This is a genomic window from Gulosibacter sediminis (assembly GCF_030011715.1).
In the GTDB taxonomy this organism is placed as follows: domain Bacteria; phylum Actinomycetota; class Actinomycetes; order Actinomycetales; family Microbacteriaceae; genus Gulosibacter; species Gulosibacter sediminis.
Genome location: NZ_JASCYH010000125.1, coordinates 1 through 255, shown reverse-complemented (window position 1 = coordinate 255; position 255 = coordinate 1). Strand labels below are relative to the sequence as shown.

Genomic DNA, 255 nt, shown 5'->3' with positions numbered 1-255 from the left:
TCCCCGTCATGGACCCGTTCCACGTCGTCCGCCTCGCCGGCGACGCCCTGGACCGGACCCGGCAGCGCGTCCAGCAGGACACCCTCGGGCACCGCGGCCACGCCGGCGACCCGCTCTACGGTGTCCGCCGCATCCTTCACACCGGCGCGAGCTTCCTCACCGAGAAGCAGACCGCCCGCCTCGACGCGGTATTCGCCGTCGAGGAGCACATCGAGGTCGAAGCGACCTGGGGCATCTACCAGCGCATCGTCGCGG

1 protein-coding gene is annotated in these 255 nt (G+C 71.8%); it reads left to right on the top strand.

The genetic code is table 11. The features are described 5' to 3' along the window. Nucleotides 1-255, top strand: a 255-nt coding sequence (locus tag QM019_RS12835) for a transposase (RefSeq protein WP_282853318.1), incomplete at both ends; no start/stop codon positions are given.